The 20,617-nt window shown below is 61.7% G+C and carries 18 protein-coding genes and 1 pseudogene; 8 read left to right on the plus strand and 11 right to left on the minus strand.

The window, feature by feature from the left end:
* Positions 1 to 276: 276 nt before the first annotated feature.
* Positions 277 to 1,101, minus strand: a complete 825-nt coding sequence (locus ACM61V_RS16030) for a class I SAM-dependent methyltransferase (RefSeq protein ID WP_419714145.1) — start codon at positions 1,099 to 1,101, stop codon at positions 277 to 279.
* Positions 1,102 to 2,122: 1,021 nt separating this feature from the next.
* Here ACM61V_RS16030 and ACM61V_RS16035 point away from each other — a divergent pair.
* Positions 2,123 to 4,441, plus strand: coding sequence for a TonB-dependent receptor plug domain-containing protein (locus ACM61V_RS16035; protein ID WP_401531046.1), 2,319 nt, complete (start codon positions 2,123 to 2,125; stop codon positions 4,439 to 4,441).
* Here ACM61V_RS16035 and ACM61V_RS16040 read toward each other — a convergent pair.
* The gene (locus ACM61V_RS16040; RefSeq protein ID WP_401531049.1) at positions 4,438 to 5,352 is read right to left on the minus strand and encodes a LysR family transcriptional regulator; all 915 of its coding nucleotides are present in this window, start codon (positions 5,350 to 5,352) and stop codon (positions 4,438 to 4,440) included. The genes ACM61V_RS16035 and ACM61V_RS16040 overlap by 4 nt on opposite strands.
* 235 nt (positions 5,353 to 5,587) lie before the next feature.
* On the opposite strand from ACM61V_RS16040, the gene metC reads away from it, so the two are divergent.
* From metC to ACM61V_RS16055, 3 genes are read left to right on the plus strand one after another with little or no spacing between them, the layout of a single operon-like run.
* A complete protein-coding gene (gene metC, locus ACM61V_RS16045; RefSeq protein ID WP_286772092.1) occupies positions 5,588 to 6,814 on the plus strand; it encodes a cystathionine beta-lyase in 1,227 nt (408 codons plus the stop codon).
* Positions 6,815 to 6,863: 49 nt separating this feature from the next.
* Entirely contained in the window at positions 6,864 to 8,072 is a 1,209-nt protein-coding gene (locus tag ACM61V_RS16050; RefSeq protein ID WP_286772093.1) for a threonine synthase, read from the plus strand.
* Complete coding sequence (locus tag ACM61V_RS16055) at positions 8,069 to 9,430, plus strand: APC family permease (protein ID WP_419714146.1); 1,362 nt, start codon at positions 8,069 to 8,071, stop codon at positions 9,428 to 9,430. The genes ACM61V_RS16050 and ACM61V_RS16055 overlap by 4 nt, the downstream gene beginning before the upstream one ends.
* 219 nt (positions 9,431 to 9,649) lie before the next feature.
* On the opposite strand, the gene ACM61V_RS16060 is transcribed toward ACM61V_RS16055, so the two are convergent.
* Entirely contained in the window at positions 9,650 to 9,856 is a 207-nt protein-coding gene (locus tag ACM61V_RS16060; protein WP_401531054.1) for a hypothetical protein, read from the minus strand.
* Positions 9,857 to 10,250: 394 nt separating this feature from the next.
* Between ACM61V_RS16060 and ACM61V_RS16065 the strand changes: the two genes are divergently transcribed.
* On the plus strand, positions 10,251 to 10,508 hold the full coding sequence (locus tag ACM61V_RS16065) for a hypothetical protein (RefSeq protein ID WP_419714147.1): 258 nt from the start codon (positions 10,251 to 10,253) through the stop codon (positions 10,506 to 10,508).
* 95 nt (positions 10,509 to 10,603) lie between these two features.
* Complete coding sequence (locus ACM61V_RS16070) at positions 10,604 to 11,323, plus strand: class I SAM-dependent methyltransferase (RefSeq protein ID WP_401531057.1); 720 nt, start codon at positions 10,604 to 10,606, stop codon at positions 11,321 to 11,323.
* Here ACM61V_RS16070 and ACM61V_RS16075 read toward each other — a convergent pair.
* The 5 genes from ACM61V_RS16075 to copC form a co-directional block, all read right to left on the minus strand.
* Positions 11,294 to 11,983: an acyltransferase family protein gene (locus tag ACM61V_RS16075; RefSeq protein WP_286772079.1), complete on the minus strand. Its 690-nt coding sequence runs from the start codon at positions 11,981 to 11,983 to the stop codon at positions 11,294 to 11,296. The two genes, ACM61V_RS16070 and ACM61V_RS16075, sit on opposite strands and share 30 nt — an antisense overlap.
* Positions 11,871 to 12,449 (minus strand): acyltransferase family protein, encoded by a 579-nt coding sequence (locus ACM61V_RS16080; protein WP_401531059.1) that lies wholly within the window; start codon positions 12,447 to 12,449, stop codon positions 11,871 to 11,873. The genes ACM61V_RS16075 and ACM61V_RS16080 overlap by 113 nt, the downstream gene beginning before the upstream one ends.
* Before the next feature lie 266 nt (positions 12,450 to 12,715).
* The gene (locus ACM61V_RS16085; protein WP_286772070.1) at positions 12,716 to 12,949 is read right to left on the minus strand and encodes a flagellar biosynthetic protein FliQ; all 234 of its coding nucleotides are present in this window, start codon (positions 12,947 to 12,949) and stop codon (positions 12,716 to 12,718) included.
* Positions 12,950 to 12,990: 41 nt separating this feature from the next.
* The gene (gene copD, locus ACM61V_RS16090) at positions 12,991 to 13,917 is read right to left on the minus strand and encodes a copper homeostasis membrane protein CopD (RefSeq protein ID WP_286772071.1); all 927 of its coding nucleotides are present in this window, start codon (positions 13,915 to 13,917) and stop codon (positions 12,991 to 12,993) included.
* 4 nt (positions 13,918 to 13,921) lie between these two features.
* Positions 13,922 to 14,290: a copper homeostasis periplasmic binding protein CopC gene (gene copC, locus ACM61V_RS16095; protein ID WP_125619097.1), complete on the minus strand. Its 369-nt coding sequence runs from the start codon at positions 14,288 to 14,290 to the stop codon at positions 13,922 to 13,924.
* A gap of 264 nt (positions 14,291 to 14,554) precedes the next feature.
* On the opposite strand from copC, the gene ACM61V_RS16100 reads away from it, so the two are divergent.
* Entirely contained in the window at positions 14,555 to 15,487 is a 933-nt protein-coding gene (locus ACM61V_RS16100; protein WP_419714274.1) for an NAD(P)/FAD-dependent oxidoreductase, read from the plus strand.
* 339 nt (positions 15,488 to 15,826) lie between these two features.
* Here ACM61V_RS16100 and ACM61V_RS16105 read toward each other — a convergent pair.
* The 3 genes and pseudogenes from ACM61V_RS16105 to istA all read right to left on the minus strand — a co-directional run.
* Positions 15,827 to 16,309 (minus strand): annotated as a pseudogene (locus ACM61V_RS16105) (IS110 family transposase); the annotation flags it as partial.
* Between the two features lie 74 nt (positions 16,310 to 16,383).
* On the minus strand, positions 16,384 to 17,238 hold the full coding sequence (istB, locus tag ACM61V_RS16110) for an IS21-like element helper ATPase IstB (protein ID WP_419713830.1): 855 nt from the start codon (positions 17,236 to 17,238) through the stop codon (positions 16,384 to 16,386).
* Complete coding sequence (istA, locus tag ACM61V_RS16115; RefSeq protein WP_419713831.1) at positions 17,235 to 18,491, minus strand: IS21 family transposase; 1,257 nt, start codon at positions 18,489 to 18,491, stop codon at positions 17,235 to 17,237. Before istA ends, istB begins: the two co-directional genes overlap by 4 nt.
* A gap of 144 nt (positions 18,492 to 18,635) precedes the next feature.
* Between istA and ACM61V_RS16120 the strand changes: the two genes are divergently transcribed.
* Positions 18,636 to 20,189, plus strand: a complete 1,554-nt coding sequence (locus tag ACM61V_RS16120; protein ID WP_265313813.1) for an ISL3 family transposase — start codon at positions 18,636 to 18,638, stop codon at positions 20,187 to 20,189.
* Positions 20,190 to 20,617: the final 428 nt, after the last annotated feature.

Below are 20,617 nucleotides of genomic sequence, written 5' to 3' on the forward strand. Positions count from 1 at the left end.
TGCCGCCCCCCATGTTTCGCTGACCCGAGTCGACTCGCTTCCCGCAATTCCCTCATGCGGATGTCCCGCTTGACGGGCATCACATGGTGCCTGGCCGGCGTGGCATGGCGTTGTAGAAGGAGCACATCACCGACGTTCGCATTCTGGCGATCGGCCTTGCAAAGCGCGAATACCAAGTCCGCGCGACCGCGGTCTCAAATGTGCCAGACAGGATATCTCGCTTCGCGGTGTCAACTGTCGCGCGCCGACAGGCTGCGGATTCCGAGGCCAACCGCCTCAGTCCGGCGTTCTATCGCTACGCCTCTGATCAGGTCCGCTAACTCCTAACTCTGTGCCTTGCAACAGCGTCACCAGATAGAAAGGCCGTCGGTGTTCAGCTTGCACCGTAAAGCCTGGCGACCAGGCAAAGGCGTCGTGGATGCGGCGCGATCGGCGGGAGTCCCCGTCAAAACGGAAAAAGTAGTGATTGACCAGCATGCAAATGCCGCCGGGTGTCAAAAGCGTTGCGAGGTACATGGCGGTAGATTTCAACGTTTCATTGTCCGTCGGCGACAAATAGTAGAGGACATCGGCGACAACTATGAGATCGAAGCTACCAGCATATGATGGCGGCAGGGTGAGAAGATCACACGTTTCAAACCGGATATTCGGCTGGTCAGCGTGCAGTAAACGCGCTCGCCTCACGGCGGACGGAGCAACATCTATGCCTAACACCGTTTCTGCACAGCCAGCGAGTCGGCGCGACATCAGACCGAGGCCACAGCCGAGGTCAAGGGCGCGCCGGAAGCGTCCGGGCGGCAACAAAGAACCCAGCTCGTCGTATTTGCGGCTCTGGTAGCGGTAGCGTGACGAGGCTGCCGCCCAAGGATCCGGATTTGCAGCGTAGACGGCTTCCAAGGCTGCGGCTGCCCCAACACGGGGCTGCAAGCGCTTGATCCTCGCGTCGGTGCGTGCGCTGCGCAGGAACAAATCGACATCCCGTAGCTTCATGAAGACTGGCATAGTTTGAAATCTCGGCTGAACGACGGCTCGCAAGTTTGTGAAGGCACGCTGGTTACGGCTCGCGCCCGTTTTAGCGAGATTGAGTCGTGACCAACGCACGCTTTTCCTCGAGCAGCCCTAAGAAGTGAAAGCGGCGGCTTTAGTGCTTTGAACCCCCGCGATACCAGTCGGGGTGATCGAAGGTATGCCAATTGGGATGGCCCCGGTACCATGATTGAGGTCGGTTGTACTTCCCCCAGTCGGAGGGATAAGTATATTGCTGCCTCCGATTCCCGTCCCGATAATAACCCGTCCGATATGGAACTCTTGAGTTGTTTGGTCCGGGATAATAACGCTGCTGCGACTCCCGGCGCTGATCGCGCCCGTGCCCTGGATCGGCATTCGCAACGCTCCAAATGCCAAAAAATAGTCCCGGGACTGTCGCGAAATACACAATCATGCTGCGTTTTCTCATGATAGCCTCCTATATATCCTCAGACCGATCACTTTGCTTCCCATGTGCCCGGGTCACAAAACTTCCGGCGGCGCGAGCCCCGCGCAGCCAGGCGCGGCGTTCGTGGAGCCTACAAACCTAATACGTGGCTCGACCCAAAATCCCTCACGCATAACATTCGACGTCCGCTGAGCGAGTCCAGATTAACCCTGCTGCATTATGCCAGCCACAACCGCCTCAGGCCCCAATTGCGCGGATTCTGAGATGATCGCGCAGTTCGATGTGGGAGGCGCCTGATCGTTCGGCGATTTTCCGGTCGGATAGCGATTGTCAGGAAATACCCCCACGAAGATGATATGGCCATTATGTCGGCGTCAAAGCGTCGCATCCTTGTGATGAATGCCCGAAAAGCTATAACCTTTCTTGATTACGTCAAACGGAATCAGCATGTCTCGTGATATTTGGTGGCCGCTTCCCGCCCCGAGTCCTATTCGGCCGTGATCAAAGCAAACAAGCGGAGGGGGTGCCATGTTGAGGCTTAGTTCAAGCGCTGCGGTGGGAGTAATTGCGATCGCTCTATACGCGCAGCCCGCTCGATCACAGGTTGCGGATTCAGCTCCACCAGGTTCGACTTCAGCCACACCTGGCCAAGGCGAGATTGTCGTTACTGGCACTCGCCGCGCCGACTTGACCGCGGCCGATGCGCCCCTGCCGATCGACATCATTTCCGGCGACCGGCTCACCCAGCAGGGCAGCGCCGATCTTAACGATGTCCTCCGCGCCGAAATACCTTCGCTCAACATTCAGCGGTTCGTCAGCAACGATGGCGCGGTGTTCACGCGCCCCTTCTCGCTACGCGGACTTCCGCCCGACCAGACGCTGGTTCTGATCAACGGCAAGCGCTTCCACAGGGGCGCGACCGTCCAGTTCACCAACATACCCTACATCCGCGGTTCGCAAGGACCGGACCTTAGTGCCATTCCGTCGATCGCAATTGGCCAGCTCGAAGTGCTGCGCGATGGAGCCTCGGCGCTCTATGGCTCCGACGCAATCGCGGGCGTACTCAATTTCCGGCTGCGCACCAATCGAGAGGGCGGCACCCTGATCGCGCGCTATGGTCAATATTATAAGGGCGATGGACGCGACATCCTCCTGCAAGGCAATGTCGGCCTCCCGTTCACCGAACGCGGGTTCGTCAATATCAGCGCCGAATATTCGAACAGCAATCCGACCTCACGCGGCATCCAACGTCCTGACGCGCAGGCGCTGATCGATGCAGGCGTACCGGGTGTGCCCGTGCCCGCCCAACGTTGGGGCAATCCGGCTGCGGAAGCGGCGCGCCTTTTCGTGAACGCGGGCATCGATCTCACCGATACCATGAAGTTCTACGCGTTCGGCAACTATAGTTGGAGCAGCGGCACGACTGCCTTCTTCTATCGCAACCCGAATACGAGTTTCATCGCGACGAGTATTCCACTGACGAACACGCGCGGCGGACCGCGTTTCAGCTTCCGTCAACTTTATCCCGGCGGATTTACGCCCGATTTCGGCGCGACGATCACCGACTCGTCCCTGGTCGGCGGGCTGAAGGGAGAGGTCGGTTCCGGGCTCACCTATGACGTGAGCGCGTCTTACGGGCGCAACTCGGCCAATTACCGCATTACCAATACCGTGAACCCGTCCCTCGGCCTGAGTTCGCCCACAAGCTTCAAGCCGGGCAAGCTCGAGCAGCGCGAGCTCAACTTCAATCTCGATCTGACCTATCCCATTGCGCTCGGCCTCGCGGCCCCCCTGACGCTCGCCGGCGGCGCTGAGTATCGACGCGAAACCTACGAGATTACCGCAGGCGATATCCCGTCCTGGCAGGTTGGCCCATACGCATCCGTGATCGATCCCGACACGGGCGCGCGAACCGGACTGCCGGTCGGATCGAATGGCTTCCCCGGCTTCAGCCCGGCGCAAGCCGGTGTCTTCTCGCGCAGCAATTGGGCGGTATACTCATCGCTTGAAGGCAATCTGACGAAGTGGTTTCAAGCCGGTCTGGCCGGGCGGTACGAGGATTTCACCGATTTCGGCGGTCGCTTTACGTGGAAGGCGAGCGCGCGCGCCGATTTTTCGAGCATGTTCGCCGTCCGCGGTTCGGTCAACACCGGCTTCCGCGCGCCGACCCCCGGGCAGTCCAATGCGTCACAGGTCCAGACCAACATCGACTCGGTCACCGGGGCGCCACTCACCGCCGGTATCGTTGCGCCGGCCAATCCTGTGGCCCAGTTTTTTGGCGCCACGCCACTCAAGCCGGAGCGCTCATTCAACGTTGCGGGCGGTGTCGTGATCAAGCCCGCCCGGAACGTCACGCTGACAATCGACTATTTCAACATCAAAGTGAAGGACCGTATCGCGGTTTCGGGCAACTTCAACCTGACGCAGGCGCAGCGTGACCAGCTCGCCGCGCTCGGCATTCCTGGAGGAGGTTCGTTTCAGCAGGTCAGTTTCTTCACCAACTCGTTCGACAGTCGCACGCAAGGCGTTGATGCGGTGCTCACCGTCGGCATGAATATGCTCGGTGGCCGCGGGACGTTCGGCGTAAACGCCAACTACACCGACACGAAGGTGACCCGAGCATCACCGGTCGTTGCGGCCGATCGGCAACGCCTGCTTGATCTCGAAGGCTTTGTTCCGAAGTGGAAGGGCAATGCCTCTTTCGTCTACGAGGGCGATCGCATTGGCGTCACCGCGCGCGCGAACTATTATGGCAAATGGACTGACTATGGCTCGACGCCCGCGGCCGACCAGACCGGCGGCGCGGAGGTGCTCGTCGATCTCGAACTCTCGTACAAGCTCACATCGACGTTCCGGCTCGCTGTCGGAGCGGAGAATCTGTTCAACAATTACCCCGACCGGGAGATCCGTCAGTCGCAAATCGCGAACGGCATCCAATATCTCCGGTTTGCGCCGACCGGCTTCAACGGCGGCTTCTGGTATGTGCGCGGCACCGCGAAATTCTAGCCGAGATCCAAGCGACCCGTAGCTAGGAATGCCGCCCGATGCTCCTCAAGGACCGCGATAAACGCCTGAGCGACTTGAGACATCGGCCGCAGCTTTGGCGTGAAGAGCATATAGTCGAACAAAATTTCGGGCTTGAACGGCCGAACGACCAGGCCGCGGTCGACATAGTCGGCCGCGGTGATGGGATTGAGAATGGAGCAACCCAGCCCTTGCAGTACCAACGCACAAATCGTCATCGCATATTGGGTCTCGATGATCATGTCGCGATCGACGCCGGCATCCTCGAAAACCCGGTCGATACGGTGACGCGTCTGGTCTTCCAGCGCCAGCGAGATGAACCGCTCGCCATCAAGATCGGCGGGTTCGATATGTTGCTTTTCAGCGAGCCTGTGACCCGGCGGCAGGACGCACGCTCCCGGGCAGCGCAGGAACCTTTCCATCGCGATGCCCGGCAACTCCCGCGCTGGAGTCGCAAGACCGATGTCGAATTGCTGGTTGGCGATCCATTGCCTGACAGTCGACGAGCTGCGGGTTTGCAATTGGATCGAGACGCCGGCATGCCGACGCCGGAACGTCGTGATAACCGACGGCAGGAAACTGACCGCCAACGCCGGAAGCGCTGCGATCCGCAGCGTCCCGGTCGAGGCGTTGCGGATGTCGGCCGCCGCGCGCTTCAGAACCGCGATTCCGGCAAAGCTGCGCTCGACCTCGTGGAAGAAGACGTCGGCTTCCGGTGTTACCGTCAGCGCTACGCCTTTCGAACGGACGAACAGCGGAAACCCGAGGTGGTATTCAAGATCCGCCAAAAGCTTGCTGACGGCCGGCTGCGAGATGTGGAGCGCGGCTGCCGCCTGGGTGACCGAACCGGACAGCATGACAGCCCGGAACGCTTCAAGCTGGCGCAGATTCATTGGGCTTACTCCTCGGTCATCGCCTCCGCTTATAACCCCAGCCTCATACCTGGAGACAAGATATGACTTTGCCGCGGATCGGCCATGCCCTGCGGCACGCCCTGCGCAGCGTCTCGGGAGCCTCTCCGGCGGCGTCGGCTCTCTGCCTGCACGCCCAGTCTCGGGTCAGATTATGTTTGGCGTGTGAACTCGATTTCCAGCCGCTTCCAGCGTCGATTTACAAAGGCGAACAGTGATGACCGGTTCGCCATTGGACGCGCGAGCTCAAGACGAGCTGTCCTGTTCGTTTGCGGAGTCGACAACGCTCATCCATTCGACTTCGCGATCGGCGCAGCAGGCGGGCCTCCTTAACCCACCGGTGCACCGTGCCTCGACGATCGTCTACGACCGGGTCGAGGATTATATCGACCGGCACCGCAACCTGTATGATGGCGTCATTTACGGCCTGTACGGCACCGAGACGAGCCACGCGCTTGGGAGCGCGATCGCGCAGCTGGAGGGTGGCTTCCGGACCGTCCTCACCTCGTCTGGGACGGCTGCGATTTCGCTCAGCCTCTCCGCATTTCTGGGGGCAGGTGACCATCTACTCGTGGTCGATACCGTCTACCGCTCGACCCGTCGGTTTTGCGACGAGGTCCTGACCAAGCATGGCGTCGAGGTTTGCTATTTTCCGCCTGGTGTTGGTGATGATATCGCTTCATTCATCCGGCCGAACACCAGGATGGTGTTTCTCGAAACGCCCGGATCGCTAACATTCGAGCTCGTCGACGTCGGGGCGATCACCGCAGCCGCGCGCGCAGGCGGTATCATCACCGCCCTCGACAACACCTGGGCAACCCCGTTGCTCTTTCGCCCGATCGAACACGGCGTCGACATATCAATCGCGGCCGCCACCAAATATCTGTCCGGTCATTCCGATGTGATGCTCGGCGCCATGACGGCCGCAACGGAGGACGTCTACAAGCGACTGAAGGACACTGCCGCGCGGTGGGGCAGTTCGGCGAGCCCCGATGATTGTTATTTGGTGCACCGCGGTCTTCGTACGCTCGATGTCAGGCTGGAACGCCACCAGCGCACAGCTCTTGAACTGGCCGCCTGGTTCATGAATCAGCCTGAAGTCCGCAAGGTGTTGTATCCCGCGCTTCCCGCCGATCCGGGATATTCGATCTGGAAGCGCGACTTCGCGGGGGCTTCGGGTCTCTTCGGTGTGCTGCTCGACCCTATGTCCGAGACCGAGCGGACCGCTCTGTTCAACGGGCTGGAGTTATTCAAATTGGGTTCGAGCTGGGGCGGGTTCGAAAGTCTGATGGTGCCGGCGTGGCCGGCGCCGACGCGAAGCTGCTCCGCCCCAGACGACGGAGCTCTCATCCGCGTGCATGCCGGACTTGAACGTGGTGCGGATTTGATTTGCGACCTTGAAAAGGCCTTCGCCCGCCTTCGGTCGACCCGACCAAAAGTCTGAGCAGCGCAGCCCGCCTCGGCTTGACCAAAACAAGAAAGCATCCGACGTTATGAACAAGACACAAGAAATGCCGGTCTCAACTGCGCAACAGGGCTATGCGCTGAACACCCAGCTCGCCCGCTTTTCATGCATTCGCTGCGGGACGCAGCTACCGCTCGCCGACTATTTCGAGGGCTGCCCCGCCTGCCTCACCGAAGGTCAGCCCGCGGCCATACGGTCCGAGTTTCATCAGTTTCCAATGAAGCTTGGTGCATTGGATGTACAAGGTATGGCGCGCTACGCCGCGTGGATGCCCTATTCGTCGTGGGTCTCACTCGGAGAGGGCGGCACCCCCTGCACCCCCTTCAATCGCCTGGCGGACGCGTTGGGCGTTGCCGCCATTCATCTCAAAAACGAGGGGATGAATCCGAGCGGTTCGCATAAGGATCGGGTAAGCTGCCTCACCGTCACGCGAGCGCTCGACATCGGCGCGACCAAGATCGTCGCGGCGTCCAGCGGAAACGGCGGCGCCTCCCTGGCCCTCTATGCCGCCGCCGCTGACCTCAAATGCTGCATCGTCTCAACCCCTGCGCTCTCGCCGATCCACCGCCGCGCGATCACCCTGACGGGCGCAGAGCTCGTTATCGCAGACGACTCGCTCGAACGATGGCGGCTCGTCACCGAAATGGTCAAGCAACAAGGCTGGTTTTCCGCCACCAACTATCTCAACCCGCCCGTCGGCAGCAACCACTTCGGCGTCGATGGACTGAGAACCATCGCTTTTGAGTTGGTCGAGGATCTAGGCCCCGACAACATCGATGCGGTGCTCGTTCCGACGTCCCGGGGTGATCTCCTGTGGGGATTGTACGAGGGTTTTCGGCAACTAAAAGCTATGGAGCGCATCAAAGCGCTTCCGAGGCTGTTCGCGGTCGAGCCATTTCCCAGGATCGACCGGGTTCTGAATGGGGCGGCGCAGACCGGCACCTTCCCCGGCTCGACGGCGCTCTTCTCGATCGGCGGATCTACCGTAACTTATCAGGCCGCGGAGGCGATCCGCCAGACCGGCGGGAACGCCGTCGTCGTTGACGACACCGCCGTCGTCCGCGACCAGAGCCGCCTGGCACGCCACGGATGTTATGCGGAGCTGTCCTCTGCGGCAACGCTCACGGCGCTAGAGATCCTGCTGCAAAAAGGAGAGATCGCGCGTAATGACGCAGTCGTTCTGATAGCCACCTCCAACGGCTATAAGGATCTGCCGGACGCGGCGAGCGTGGCATGAGCCGGCCATCGGCGCCCGACTCGCTCCTGCGCCGCGAGATCGGCCGGGTCGGCGTGGCCACGATCGCGATGAACGGCGTGATCGGGTCAGGCATCTTCGCGCTACCTGCGGTGGGAATCGCGCAGGCTGGATATTTTAGCCCCTGGCTGTTTCTGCTCTGCGGCGTACTCATCTTGTCCGTAGCGCTCACCCTCGCGCGGACCGCGAGCTTCTTCGAGACGACCGGGGGCCCAATCGTCTATACATCGCATGCCTTTGGGCGCTTTATCGGGTTCCAGACCGGGCTGCTCATCTATATCAGCCGGGTCGCCGCGATCGCCGCAAGCGCCAATCTGATCGTCAGTTACGCGGCACCGATCTGGAGCCCTCTATCGTCCGGGCTGCCGCGAATGATCGCGATCGCGGGCTACATTACGCTTGCGACGATCTTGAACGCGATTGGTGTCCGCGCGGGAATGGCTGCGCTCTATTTGATCAGTATCCTCAAGCTCGCGCCGCTCCTGCTGCTGATTCTGGTCGGCTTTCCAGCCGTCGAATGGGGCTTAGTGACGAGCGCGAATGTTTTGCCGCCGGAAGCCATCGGACGGACGATGCTCGTCCTGTTATACGCTTTCATCGGATTCGAATTCAGCCTGATCAATGCCGGTGAAACCCGAGACGCGCACTCCGCCATCCCGCGAACGCTCGTCACCACTGTTCTTGCCATCGCCGTCTGCTACGCCCTTATCCAGCTTGTCGCGGTTTCGGTGGGTCCAGACCTTGGCGGCAGCAACGCGCCTCTCATCGAACTTGCCCGCCGCCTTATGGGCCCTACCGGCGCGCTCGCGCTCGGCTTGGGAGTCGTGTTCTCGATCGGCGGCGGCAGTCTGACGTCCTTGCTCACCGCGCCCCGACTGACCTACGCACTGTCGCGTGACGGCACGCTGCCTGGCTGGTTTGGCACGGTGAACGTGCGGACGCGCGTGCCGGTGAATTCCATTCTGTTCTGCGGCGTTCTAAGCATTGCAATGGCGGTGGGACAGCAATTCGTGTGGCTCGCGACGCTCAGCACCTTTGTTCGCCTGCTGACCTATGCGCTATGCATCGTCTCGTTGCCAATCATCCAACGGACGCTTCCGGCGGAACCAGGACAGTTCAAACTACCAGGACGTCTTGCGATCCCTGCCGTCGCGTTGCTCCTCATCCTCTGGCTGCTGAGCCAATCTACGATGGAGAATTTTGCGATCGCCGGCTGCGTCGTCGTTGCGGGAAGCGTCGGTTATTGGTTGTGTACGCGAAAACGAGGTGTCGCGGCCACTTCCTTCGAGTCCACCGAGATTCCCAGACGAGGCGAGCGGACAATTGATAAGGGCCGCTGACAAAGGCCGCCGGTGACGCTTGCCCATCCGCATGAGCGGCGGGCGCGCTTCCAGGTTCGATGAGAAAATCGGGTGAAAGGTCGAACGCCGTGCCGCATCACATGCTCGGAACCAAGCATTTTGTCGATTTCGGCTGCGTCGCGGTTTTAGCGTCTCTGTAAAACCACTTGCAGGTTCTTGTACCCGTACTGTTCGACACGGCGAACGGCAACGCGAATTTCACGGCGGATCCTTCCCAGGCGCCTGTACCGAACCATTATTGGTTGGTGCCGTGGCATTATCGACAGGGTGGTCATGTGTCTCGATGCCAACATAGTGATTGAGCTGGTCATCGGAAATATCCGAATACGGTTCGGGCCTGTTGCAGCCCGCCAGACTTATGACGACAAGGGGGATCAAAATCGCCCCCACTCGTTTCGAGGTCATCTTCCTTCTCCTTCCTCGCCAACCAAGCCTCGATTCTCCAACCAAATGCTCGCTCATAGGGTCCTCTAAAGAAGCTACGTATCCCCGGGGGCCGGCCCTCAGCTTTTCGTATCGGAAGCCAGCATCGACGGACGACGATATGGTCACGGCGTAAACCTTTGCGCGATCTGTCTTCAGACGGCAATTGATGCAAGAATGGGCAACCTGCCCATGCAGAGACAGCTGGCCAAACGGGCGAAGGGCGTGACGCGCTGAGGGGCCATCCGTATCCGGTTCGCATAACCCGCAATCGGGGGCGGCACTGGCTAAAATTTGAGCGCGACCGTTTTTTTTGAGGGATAGAAGCGCTGGCCGCGTATCCACTAGCAGGGGACCACGACGAACGAGGTCGACCGTGACACGCTGCGACTCGGATTATTACGAACGGAGGGCTGAGCAGGAACTCGAGCTTGCCGAGCATGCAACCAAGCCGAAAGTCGTCGCCGCGCACGACCGATTGGCCGAACTCTACCTTGAGCGGCTATCGCCCCAATCCAAAGCTGCGCAGGATGACCATCAACGGGTTAGTCACGGTTCTGCTGCCGTAACCAACTTTCCCGTTCCCCAGACGCCCGAGAGCTCCGCGGAGCTGATCGGACGCAAAAGTCGCTGACAATCCCTTGTCCGAGCCTTCCGCCCACGGCACCCACGCTGAGGATCGCTTGAGCAGAGCACGCCAGCGTCGAGGACGCAAATCGGGAGGCTCGAGTGACATCGCGTAATCGCCTTGAAAAGAGCGCGCGACAGCGTGCGGACTTCACGCCTGCTTTGGGCCGCGCACCAAGCACATTATATGATCTTGCGATCCGACTCTTCACCCGCGAAAAATGTTGGCGGCGCATCGTGCTTCGCACCCTCGCCCCGCAACCAGGTGAACGAATTTTGGACGTCGGTTGCGGGACCGGCACGCTTGCGATTGCCATCAAAAGCATCGAGCCAATGGCCAAGATTACCGGGATCGATCCCGACCCTGAAACGCTGGTGCGGGCGATCGCCAAGGAACCGCGAAGCGCAGCCCCTATCTTTTGGACCAAAGGTTTCGCTCGGGACGCTGCAGCTGGTCGTCGCGGTGCCTTCGACGCGGTGACCTGTACGCTTGTCCTTCATCAAGTGCCGCTTGAGGAAAAGCGTGCTGGTCTTGGTGCAATGTTCGATGCGCTCGCGCCTGGCGGCCGCCTGATCTTGGCCGACTACGGCGAGCAGCGAAGTAGTTTTATGCGAATGCTGTTTCGACAAACGGTGCAGCGCCTCGACGGAACGACCGACACTCAGCCGAACGCCGACGGCGTTCTTCCGAGGCTCCTCCAGGAGGCTGGCTTCGAAGAAGTGACCGAGGCTGCTGTCGTACCGACACTTACCGGGCTGATCGCGGTCTTCAAAGCGCGAAAACCAATGACTTTAATCAGTCCGAGCATCGTCTGGCCTTAACTCGCTCTGCCGCGCGCCGTGGCGTCGATCATCGCCGCGGAATGTCAGCGCCGCCCGAACGCTGAGCCGCCGGCGTAACGGGACTTCCACCCGTTGCGCGACAAACCACGATCCGGCGCACAGCCCGACCAGCACCATGATACCGATCCATGGCGCGCTCGCTCGAAGCAGGCCAGGAGACACCCGCGCTGCCCCCAGTACGACGGCCGAAAAGACCGGGATCTGTAGCACGTAGATTGGATAAGACACGTCGCCGAGCAGCCTGTCGATGGCCCGACTGGGTCGCGGCGCATGCGCTGTCGCAGCAATAAGAATCAGCGGAAAAATCGCGAGCACGATCACTGCATCGGTCGCCCCGCGGATTGAAGCGGAAACTGGCCACGCAAGCGCCAGCGTCGCGACACCGACCGGGACGATAGCCGGGACACGGATCACCGGGAGTCGTCCCGCCACTCGAGCACGAAAAACGAGCACGCCCAAAAAGAAGGAAAAGAACACGCGAAGAACCGCAAGATGCGCGTCAGGCCAATAAGCACCACCGTTGAGGTCACCACGAGCGATGGCGATGGCGGCCAGCGCAGCCCCGCTTATGCCAATGCCGACCGCCAGCTTTTGCGATGAGAGCCGAGAAACCGTTGCAGCATAGATAATGTTGGCCAGGAGCTCGAACGACAGGGTCCACGCGACAAAATTGGCCGGAAAGAGAGGGTTGTCGGGAAATCCGATGGGGGGGCACCGGAAGCATGAAAACATTGAACGCGCTCGAAATCACGACCGCCGTTCCCAGCCCATCATGGCGATAAAAATAGGCGAGTTCGATGGTGCTGAGCAGCAGCGCGAACAGGTAGAACGGAAACAATCGAATGAGACGCGCCCGCAGAAAGGCGCCAGCCTTCATCCCACCGGCGAGCCTGGCGTCATAGGCATTGGCGAGAACAAATCCGCTCATCGCAAAAAAAAGATCGACGGCGAGATATGCGCCGGGCGCGGCGATCGGCGCGAATGCGTGAGGAAAGTGAAGCACGACGACACTCATCGCGGCAATACCGCGCAGAATATCGAGGACGTGGTAGGACCGGGATCGCTGGGCGGCACTTTCTTCGGCGCCGGTGCTCGTTTCAGCCATCTGACACCCCCGTTGATTGAATCTGCCGTCACGATCTGGCATCGAGCCGGGAGACCTAATCCTAACTACGCGGCTACGCCCGGGACCCCTCGCCAGGGCGAGCATTCATCGTGGTTGTTCGTCGCCGGCAGCCGTTTTTGTTCTGTTTCGACACGGCAATCCGGACCACTGTCGCGCCCCATAATCGCGCCCTTGTCGCGCCGACGCGCGAATTTCGACTTCGCGGCCGCCCCTTCACGCTGCAAGCCCGATCCGGCGATCGGCGATCAGCGACCCATTGCGGCGATGATCCCGAAGATTTCACCCGTGAACTTGATCAGAAGCTCGGCAATCGCGGCACCGAATGCGGAGAGGCAAAGGAGCAAAACGATCAGTTTCGGTACAAGACTGAGGCTTTGTTCGCTGATCGAAGTCGCTGCCTGAATGATGCTGACGACCAACGAAACGATCATCATCGGCGTGAGGAGAACCACCATGATCAGGCCAATCACAACGAGCATCCGACCAGCCTCGTCCAGGAGGAGAGACTGGCCCACTGCGTTCACATCCCCGATGCCGGCGGCGCGAGCGTGCCCAGCCACGCAACCAGCGCAAGGATGACGACGATGCAGGCAGTCTCAACGCCCAGGCTCAGCCGCAGCGAAACCAATGCGCCGCGATGATCGTCACGCGCGATCGACTGTTCGAACGCCGGCGTCAGTCGGTACCGGTTGAGAGAGGCGAGCGCCAGCATGCCCACGAAAAGCGCAAGCTTCGCGAGGAGCAGGCGGCCGTAAAGGCTCGCGCCGAGCCCCCTGACCTGGTCCGGCCCAACAAGAAGCCAGCTGTTGACCAGACCCGTGACGACGACGACTGCGACGACAACCGTTCCGATACCGCCAAATCCGTGGAGCGCCCGGTGAGTCAGCCTGAGATGAGCGACATCGACGCGCTCGACCGGGCGCGCGAGTAACAGCAGTAAGCCGAAAAGTGCGCCGACCCAGGCCCCGGCTGCAACCAGATGGAGGATATCGGCGACCAGATGAATCCAGCCGGCAGCCCCCTCGTCCATGGCGCCGTGACCGGTCCATGCCAGCGTCGCGAGCGAAACGGCCGCCGCCGTCATGATCAGGCTTAGCGACCATGCTCTGTCGGCAACGGCCAGTGCCAAACCACCGGCGATCGCCAGTGCAGCCATGCGTACCACCCACGCCGTGCCGATTGCGCCGCCACCCAGGAGCGCGCCCACGGCGGTTCTATCGACGGGCCAGAACGGCGTCCCGGCCATGACCGACACCATCAGCAGCAGCGCGAAAGCTGACAACAGGAGACCGAAGACGGCGAAGCCCGTCAGCCATGGCCGCAGCGCGATCGCATCCTCGCGCTCGTCCGCGCGCAGCCCGTAAAGACTGAACGCCGAAAGGCCGAACAACGCCGCAAGCACAAGGTACAACGCAAAGCGAACGACGATGGTCGGCCCGTCGAACATTGGCTTACTTCACCGCAAATGCGAGATGCCCACTGACCTTGTGCGTGTCCGCCGACACCACGTTCCAGTCGATGGTGTAGCGGCCGCGCGGGAGCGGCGAACTCGGCGTGATGACGAGCGTCTTGCCATCGGGCGCGACAGTCGAACTGCTGGCCATCTTCATCGCCGCCATGCCAGGCATTGCGGCCATGCTGACATCAGCTTTCGAGAAGGCCGGCATCAACTTCTCACTGAATTCGAGCGTAATATTCTTAGGCGACGCCACCACGGCATCGGCCGGCGGGTTCGCCAATACGAGCTTGGGGTGCGCGTAGGCGGTTCCGCCGAGGAGGGCCATGGCGAGGGTAGCAGCGGTAACAATGAAACGGCGCATTGAGCGATTCTCCATTTTGTGAGGCTCATCTGATGTTACGCGGCGCGCGAGCTCATCCCTCACATCCTTTTTCGACACGGCAAGAGAGGCATCGCGCCGTGAGGGATGAAGCCGCCGAAGGCGTATCATTGTTTATCCGCACCGGAAGATCGCTGCAGGCGTCTTACTAACCGCCTTCGAGGGTCGGGTGCCGTCTTGGTCACGGAGCAACCCTGAATGTCTGTACAATCAACCGACCGCCGCTGGGACGGCCATCCGCAAAAAATGCTCGATTGCGCCGTGATCGGAGGCGGTCCAGCTGGGCTGACCGCCGCAATCTATCTATCGCGCTTCCTACGCAGCTGTGTGGTGATCGACGCGGGAGCGGGACGCGCTGCGTCCATCCCACGATCGCATAATCTTCCCGGCTTCCCGGACGGCTTGTCAGGCATCGAGTTGCTCGCCCGCTTGGAAACGCAACTTCGCGAATACGGCAGCGCCGTCCGAAAAGCGGAGGTCGATGAAATCACTTCATCGGGGCCGGGGTTCCTTATCAGCTGCGCCGGCGATGTCCTTCGATCGCGATCGGTCATTCTTGCGACAGGCGTCGTCAATCATAAGCCAGATATTTCGGAAACCATGCACGCGCTCGGCGTCTCGCAGGGCTTGATCCGCTATTGTCCGATCTGCGACGGCTACGAAGCGCGTCTGACGCCGATTGCGGTCCTGGGCGCGGATCGCCACGGCGCGGCGGAAGCCTTGTTCCTGCGCCAATATGGCGCTGCGGTCACCTTGCTTGCGCAACGCTCGCTCGATCTGGCGACCAGCGACCTTGAACGTCTGGAGAAGGCAGGCATCGAAGTCGTTGCGGAGCCGATCGCCGGTTTGCGACTGGCTGACGGCACGATCGAAGCTTCGTGGCATGGATTACCGGGGCGATCGTTCGGCACACTCTATCCAGCTCTCGGGTCAACGGCTCGGACCCACTTGGCTGCGGCGCTTGGCGCCAATATGAGCGATCAAGGATGCCTTCTGACCGATGGACACCAACAAACGTCGATATCTGGGCTTTACGCGATTGGTGACGTCGTCGAAGGGTTGGACCAGATTTGCGTAGCCACCGGCCATGCTGCAATCGCGGCGACGGCGATCCACAACGATCTGCTCGAGCGCGACTATCAAACATCTGCGGACGCGCCCACAGAACGCGAACGTTAGCGGCGGCATTGGGAGCGAGATCGACGGCAGCCTCGCGCCACGAGGAGACTTCCGGAGCAGTGCGTTTTCCGAATGTCGTCTGTGGATGGCTCCCGCGTTGCAAGCGTAAAGTGATGTTTTGACTGTTTGTCGGTTGCAGTCGTCTGTCCGGCCTACTTGTGCAGTCGGTGTAGACTGCTGGCCCTGATGGTGTCCGCGAACAAGGTCCGATCGGCTTTGCAGGCTATGACGCCTATGACATTCCTTGGGTTGTCCTTGCTCCCGGTCCGACCGGTTTTGCCATCACATCCTTTGCTCTCACAACCTCTTGAAGCTGATCTCCTCAGCCAAGCTCTCGATCTATGCTGCGGCCAGCATCGGTGCATGCCCTCGTTCGAAGGTGCCGCCCCGAGCCATGACCGCCCATGCGATCCGCGCCATTTTGTTGGCGATGGCGACCGAAGCGACGCGAGCAGGTTTTCGGGCGAGCAGTGCAACGAAGCGCGGATCGACCGTGCCGGGCTTCTCCTTGGCGTATCGAACCAGTGCGGTTGCGCCGACCACCAGAAGCTGCCGCAGGTATCTGTCGCCCATCTTCGTGATGCGCCCCAGGCGTTCCTTGCCCCCACTCGAACTCTGTCGCGGGGTCAGCCCCAGCCAGGCGGCGAACTGGCGCCCTGACGAGAACTGGCTTGGATCAGTCACCGACGCGGCGAGCGCGGTCGCGCCGATCGGCCCGATACCAGGGATCGTCGCCAGGCGGCGGGCCCTGTCGTCGCTCCGCTGCAGAGCGGCTAGACGCAGGTCAAGCTTGCGCAACTGGGCGTGAAGCTGGAGCAGTTGTCAAAGGGCCCCGAACTTTCCGCAGATGTGGGCGCTTAAAATTCCCTATGCTGGCGGTTTGAGCTATGCGGTGATCAGCCGTATTCGGGATCGGGTTTTCCTTTCGTTGGCGGGCGGCCGCGACGCTTTGGCGGTGGATTGAACGTGACGCCGGCGCGGACGTTTTCGGGCACCAGCGCGGCGTGCTCGCGCATCCTGTAGCTGGAGCCCTCGATCTGGATGACGACGGCGTGGTGCAGCAGCCTGTCGAGCAGCGCCGTCGCCACGACGGCATCGCCGAAGACCTCGCCCCATTCGGCGAAGCCGCGGTTAGAGGTGAGGATCATGGCGCCCTTTTCGTAGCGGGCGTTGACCAGCTGGAAGAACAGGTTCGCGCCGCCGGGTGTGACCGGCAGGTAACCGATCTCGTCGACGACGAGCAGCGACGCTCTGGTGAGGAAGCGGATCTTCTCGCGAAGCGTGCCCTCGCGCTCGGCCTTGGCGAGCTGGGCGATCAGATCAGCCAGCGGGATGAAGTAGACCGCCTTGCCGGCGCGCACGGCCTCGACCGCCAGCGCGGTCGCGATGTGGCTTTTCCCGGTGCCGGGCGGGCCCAGCAGATGGACGACCTCGGCGCGCTCGATGAAGTCGAGGCCGGCGAGCGCCAGGATGCGGTTGCGGTCGAGCGAGGGCTGGAACGAGAAGTCGTAGCCGGCGAGCGTCTTGACGACGGGCAGCCGCGCCATGCGCAGGGCCGCCTTGATTCGGCGGTTCTCGCGCAGAGACAGCTCCTCGCCGAGCAGATCGTCGAGCGCCTCGATGCCGTCGATCTGGCCCTGCTCGATGCGTCGCAAGGTCGCGTCGAGGATCTCAAGCGCCCGCGGCATCTTGAGGCTGACCAGGCTGCGGCGGATCGAGTCGACGCGCGAGGATGGTGCCGCGCCGTTCATGGCCGTCCTTCCATCGCCAGGCTCGCGCCAATGGCTTCATAAACCGCCAGCGAGCGCAGCGGCACATGGTCACCGAGCCGGCCGATCATCGTCGTGCGCCGTTCCTGTGGCCGTGATTGAGGCCTTCCGGTGCGATGACGCCGGTCGATGCGATACTGGAGGCGTCCTTCGAGCACAGGGTGCTCAGCAACCACAACGCCGCGATCGATTACCCGGACTACGTCCGGTAGCTGCTCGACCTCGACGATGCGGCGCGTGCGGTCAGGCACGCTGTAGAAGTTGCCGCCGACCGCCACAAAGCCGTCATGGGTAACCCGCCGCTCGAGCTTCAGCACGGCGTTGAAGCGGTGTTCGGGCAGCCGCTGCAGTTCTCCCTGCTCCTCGGCGAAGGCCTCGGCCACCACGCGCTGCGTCGTGCCGTGCACCCGGACATTGGCCACCGTGTCGAGCCACTCGACGAGCTGGGCGTTGAGGTCCTCCATGTTGCGGAAGGATCGGCCCAGGAAGAAGTCCTCGCGGATGTAGCGGAACGGCCGCTCAACTTTCCCCTTCGTCTTGGCGCGATAGGGCCGGCACGCCCGGGGCTGGAACCGGTAGTGCTTCGCCAGCGCCAGCAGCGAGGTGTTGTAGACGATGTGGCCCTGGTCGTCCTCGCCGGTGACCGCGGTCTTCATCCGGTCATAGAGGATCTCGATCGGCACGCCATCGATCGCCTCGAACGCCTGCATGTGACAGCGCAGCAGCGTCTGCAGGTCCTGATGCAGCACATAGCGGGCGAACACGAGGCGCGAGTAGCCCAGCACCAGGCTGAACAGCCAGACGATGCGCACCACGCCCGGCTCGTCGGTGAACTCGACGACGAACCGGGCGAAGTCGACCTGGGCCTGCACGCCGGCCTTGGTCTCGAAGCGAACCTCGTAAGGCTTGGGATCATGGTCGGGCCGGATTGCTGCCAGGTAGCGCTTCACCGCGGTGTACGCGCCGGCATAGCCCATCTCCCTGATCTCGCGCGTGAGGCGCGAGGCCGTCAGCTCGGGGAACGCCGTCACGCGCTCGCGCAGGAACTCCATGTAGGGCGCGATCTTGCTCGGCCGCCCGGCCTTGCGGGGGCCGTAAACCGGCACCTCGACGCCGCGCTCGATGTATTTGCGAACGGTCTTGGGATCACGGCCCGTCCGGCGGGCGATCGCCGTCACCGACAGCCCCTGCCGGTGCAACTCCAGTATCATCATGGCTTCTCCAAGTCGGATCATCAGCGCCGCCTCCCGCAGGAGGTCATCGCGCTGTCAACCGGCGCGGGATCTTGACCCCCGATCGGCGCCGAACATTGGCTCTGACTCATATTTGATGCAATTGGCGGGTACGGTTTAGCTGATTTTCCGTGGAGGATCAGCAGCATGTCTCGTCGATTGCGCAGTGGAGCGTTGGTGCCAGCGGGCCTGGTCGTGGAACGGGTCGGCAATGCTGGAGGTGTGACGGAAATTGCGGTTCGCTCGCCACAGCAACATTCTCGGTGTCCAGCTTGCGGCATAAAAACAGCCGCGGTGCATAGCCATTATTCGCGGCGGCTGGGCGACCTTCCGCTTGGCGGCCGACCCGTTCGCCTTGTCCTGAATGCGCGGAGGTTCCGCTGCCGGACAGTGTGCTGTGCCAAACGTATTTTCGCCGAACGCTTCGACAGCGATGTCGTGGCACCATGGGCGCGCCGAACCAACCGGCTCGGCCTGCTCATCTTCCACCTTGGCCTGGCTCTTGGCGGTCGCCCTGGCGCTCGTTTCGCCAATCGACTGATGGCGCCGGTCAGCAAGGATACCCTCCTGCGGTCGATCCGACGCGGTGGTCGGCCTGATCACGCTGCACCCACGGTGGTTGGGATTGATGACTGGGCGTGGCGGCGCAATCAGCGCTACGGCACGATTATCTGCGATCTCGAACGACGCCGGCCCATCCGTCTGCTGCCCGACCGGGAGCCAGCCACCGCGCGCGGCTGGCTCGCTGGACAGCAACAGATCCAGGTTGTCGCCCGGGACCGCGGCGGCGGTTATGCGTTGGCCGCAGCGCAGGCGCTTCCCCACGCTAACCAGGTCGCTGATCGCTGGCACCTGATGGAAAATGCCAGCCGGGCCTTTCTCGATGCCGTTCGCTACTCGATGCGCGAAATCCGCAGGGCGGTCGGCACGACCTCCGTTAATCCGGGCCTGCTCACCGCTGTGGAGCGATTACAATATGAGGGTTATCTTCGTCGGCAGGAGGACAACGAGATTATCTTGAAGCAGGCGCAATCCGGCCTCGCCATCAAGGAGATTGTTCGCCGGACCGGGCGCAGCCGAGGTTATGTGCGGGCGGTATTGCGCGGCCAGCGGACCGATATCTTCCGCACTCGGGAAAGTTCACTTGAAGCCTGGCTCCCCTGGTTGGACGCCCAGTGGACCGGTGGTCAGCGCAACGGCACCGAGCTTTGGCGGCAAATGCGGCAGCAAGGCTTCGGCGGTTCGCTTCGGGTGGTGACGGAATGGGCAACGCGAAAACGGCGGGCCGAAAAGGCAGAAGGCTTGCATCGGGTGCCTTCCGCTCGAACGATCGCACGGCTGATGACCGCCGAGCGCGATGCTCTGTCGCGGGCTGAAACCATCACCGTCGCGGCTATCGAGGAGTCTATTCCTCAACTCGTCGAGGCGCGCGACATCACCGACGCCTTTCATGTCATGCTACGCAAGAAAGCGGTCTTCTCGCTGGAGACCTGGCTCGAAAGAGCTCGTCAGAGCCTGATAAACTCCTTCGCCTGCGGCGTGCTCAAGGACATCGACGCCGTGCGCGCCGCGATCGCATCGAACTGGTCAAACGGGCAGACCGAGGGCCAGATCACCAAGCTCAAGCTCGTTAAACGGCAGATGTACGGCCGGGCCAAGCTCGATCTCCTCGAGGCCAGACTCATCGCCTCGGCAACATGAACTCCGGCATCAAAATCGCGTCAGAGCCAATTTTCAACGCCTATCAGCCCCGAACAGGGGTCAATATTGCAGGCCGAAACACACCTGGGACATCGCCCGTCGGGTGTCGCCGGCGATAGCCGGCTGATCCACCCACGACATTAACGAGAGGAGGCGCCAGCGCACCAACTGCATAGCCTTGGCCGGCGTGCCGCGGGCACCCGACTGTGATGGGCAATCCACGGTGTACGGTGGGGCAGGTTCGTCCGACGCCCGAACTTAGACGGAGGATAGGCCCAGCGACGGATACGGGTAGTGCGGTAATCAACCCGCGGATGAGAGCATGATCAATCGTCGTCGATCAGGCGCCCGCGGCACACCCGCCAAGGTCAATGCGACCGCTGGTCTCGAGGCCAGCGATGGAGTAAACTCGGCCAGCGTCTCGGATG

Source organism: Sphingomonas sp. TX0543 (assembly GCF_048565505.1).
Taxonomy (GTDB): Bacteria; Pseudomonadota; Alphaproteobacteria; order Sphingomonadales; family Sphingomonadaceae; genus Sphingomonas.